Annotated in this window: 2 tRNA genes and 2 rRNA genes (1 of these 4 cut by a window edge); all 4 read right to left on the bottom strand. The window is 47.6% G+C overall.

Features of this window, described 5'->3' with window-relative positions:
• Positions 1-1,316, bottom strand: a 23S ribosomal RNA gene (locus tag V3Z67_RS17410) (it extends 1,564 nt beyond the left edge of the window).
• A gap of 106 nt (positions 1,317-1,422) precedes the next feature.
• Positions 1,423-1,496, bottom strand: a tRNA-Ala gene (locus tag V3Z67_RS17405).
• Positions 1,497-1,594: 98 nt separating this feature from the next.
• Positions 1,595-1,668, bottom strand: a tRNA-Ile gene (locus V3Z67_RS17400).
• 142 nt (positions 1,669-1,810) lie between these two features.
• Positions 1,811-2,500 (bottom strand): 16S ribosomal RNA (locus V3Z67_RS17395); the annotation flags it as partial.

Here is a 2,500-nt window from a genome sequence, read left to right as displayed (position 1 = left end):
GGTTTCTCGCCCGCATTATCGTTACTTATGCCTACATTTTCTTTTCTATCCGCTCCAGCAATACTCACATATCACCTTCGACGCTGAATAGAATGCTCCCCTACCACTTACGTAAAACGTAAATCCATAGCTTCGGTAGTATACTTATGCCCGATTATTATCCATGCTCGTCCGCTCGACTAGTGAGCTGTTACGCACTCTTTAAATGAATGGCTGCTTCCAAGCCAACATCCTAGCTGTCTGGGCAGACAAACCTCGTTTATTCAACTTAGCATACATTTGGGGACCTTAGCTGATGGTCTGGGTTCTTTCCCTCTCGGACATGGACCTTAGCACCCATGCCCTCACTGCTGGTAAACATTATATAGCATTCGGAGTTTGTCAGGAATTGGTAGGCGGTGAAGCCCCCGCATCCAATCAGTAGCTCTACCTCTATATAACTTAAGCCAGCGCTGCACCTAAATGCATTTCGGGGAGTACGAGCTATTTCCGAGTTTGATTGGCCTTTCACCCCTACCCACAGGTCATCCGAAGACTTTTCAACGTCAACCGGTTCGGACCTCCACTATGTGTTACCACAGCTTCATCCTGCCCATGGGTAGATCACACGGTTTCGCGTCTACCATTACTGACTAAAGCGCCCTATTAAGACTCGCTTTCGCTACGGGTCCGTGACTTAATCACTTATCCTTGCCAGCAACGGTAACTCGTAGGCTCATTATGCAAAAGGCACGCCGTCACCCCACGAAAGGGCTCCGACCGCTTGTAGGCGTATGGTTTCAGGATCTATTTCACTCCGTTATTCACGGTTCTTTTCACCTTTCCCTCACGGTACTGGTTCACTATCGGTCTCTCAGGAGTATTTAGCCTTAGCGGATGGTCCCGCTGGATTCAGACAGGGTTTCACGTGCCCCGCCCTACTCAGGATACCACTATCTATTATATTCATTACCTGTACGGGATTATCACCCTCTACGATGCAACTTTCCAGATGCTTCCAGTTCTGTTTACATAGAATGTCGTGGTCCTACAACCCCAATATTGCCGTAACAACATTGGTTTGGGCTAATCCGCTTTCGCTCGCCACTACTCACGGAATCACTTTTGTTTTCTCTTCCTCCGCCTACTTAGATGTTTCAGTTCAGCGGGTTCGCCTCCTATCGGATACTATATCTTCAATATAGTGGGTTGCCCCATTCAGAAATCTACGGATCAGTCGGTATGTGCCCGTCCCCGTAGCTTATCGCAGCTTATCACGTCTTTCTTCGCCTCTGAGAGCCACAGGCATCCCCCATACGCCCTTATTTTGCTTATTGTACTTTTCTTGCATGTTATCGCTAACACACAACTGTGCTTTCTATAATTTTTTCTACTGTATTGTTTATCTCAATATGTCAATGAACGTGTGTCCCGTAGGACTTGTGGAGAATATCGGAGTCGAACCGATGACCTCCTGCGTGCAAGGCAGGCGCTCTAGCCAGCTGAGCTAATCCCCCATTCTTCTTTTTTGAATGTTGAATTTTGAATGTTGAATTAATATTCAATACTCAACTTCCAGAATTTCCTTTAATAATTAAAATAAGTAGAGAATTAGTAGTCCCGGGCAGACTCGAACTGCCGACCCCTACATTATCAGTGTAGTACTCTAACCAGCTGAGCTACGAGACTATATTTCTTTAGAATCTTAGTTACTTAGCAACTCGGTTACTTAGTAGCTTTCTTCCAGCTCTCTTACTTTAATTTTTGAACTAACAGCGAGAGTAAGTCTTTTACTTACCATCTTTTTTAAACCTAACGATCGTGTCTCTAGAAAGGAGGTGTTCCAGCCGCACCTTCCGGTACGGCTACCTTGTTACGACTTAGCCCCAGTTACCAGTTTTACCCTAGGCAGCTCCTTGCGGTCACCGACTTCAGGTACCCCCAGCTTCCATGGCTTGACGGGCGGTGTGTACAAGGCCCGGGAACGTATTCACCGGATCATGGCTGATATCCGATTACTAGCGATTCCAGCTTCATGGAGTCGGGTTGCAGACTCCAATCCGAACTGTGACCGGCTTTATAGATTCGCTCCCTGTCGCCAGGTGGCTGCTCTCTGTACCGGCCATTGTAGCACGTGTGTAGCCCAGGACGTAAGGGCCGTGATGATTTGACGTCATCCCCACCTTCCTCGCGGTTTGCACCGGCAGTCTTGTTAGAGTTCCCGACATTACTCGATGGCAACTAACAACAGGGGTTGCGCTCGTTATAGGACTTAACCTGACACCTCACGGCACGAGCTGACGACAACCATGCAGCACCTTGTAAAGTGTCCGAAGAAAAAACTGTTTCCAGTCCTGTCACTCTACATTTAAGCCCTGGTAAGGTTCCTCGCGTATCATCGAATTAAACCACATGCTCCACCGCTTGTGCGGGCCCCCGTCAATTCCTTTGAGTTTCAAACTTGCGTTCGTACTCCCCAGGTGGGATACTTATCACTTTCGCTTAGCCACTCAGAATTGCT

The organism is Flavobacterium sp. C4GT6, assembly GCF_036347315.1.
Classification (GTDB): Bacteria; Bacteroidota; Bacteroidia; order Flavobacteriales; family Flavobacteriaceae; genus Flavobacterium.
This window is presented reverse-complemented; position numbering and strand designations above follow the sequence as displayed.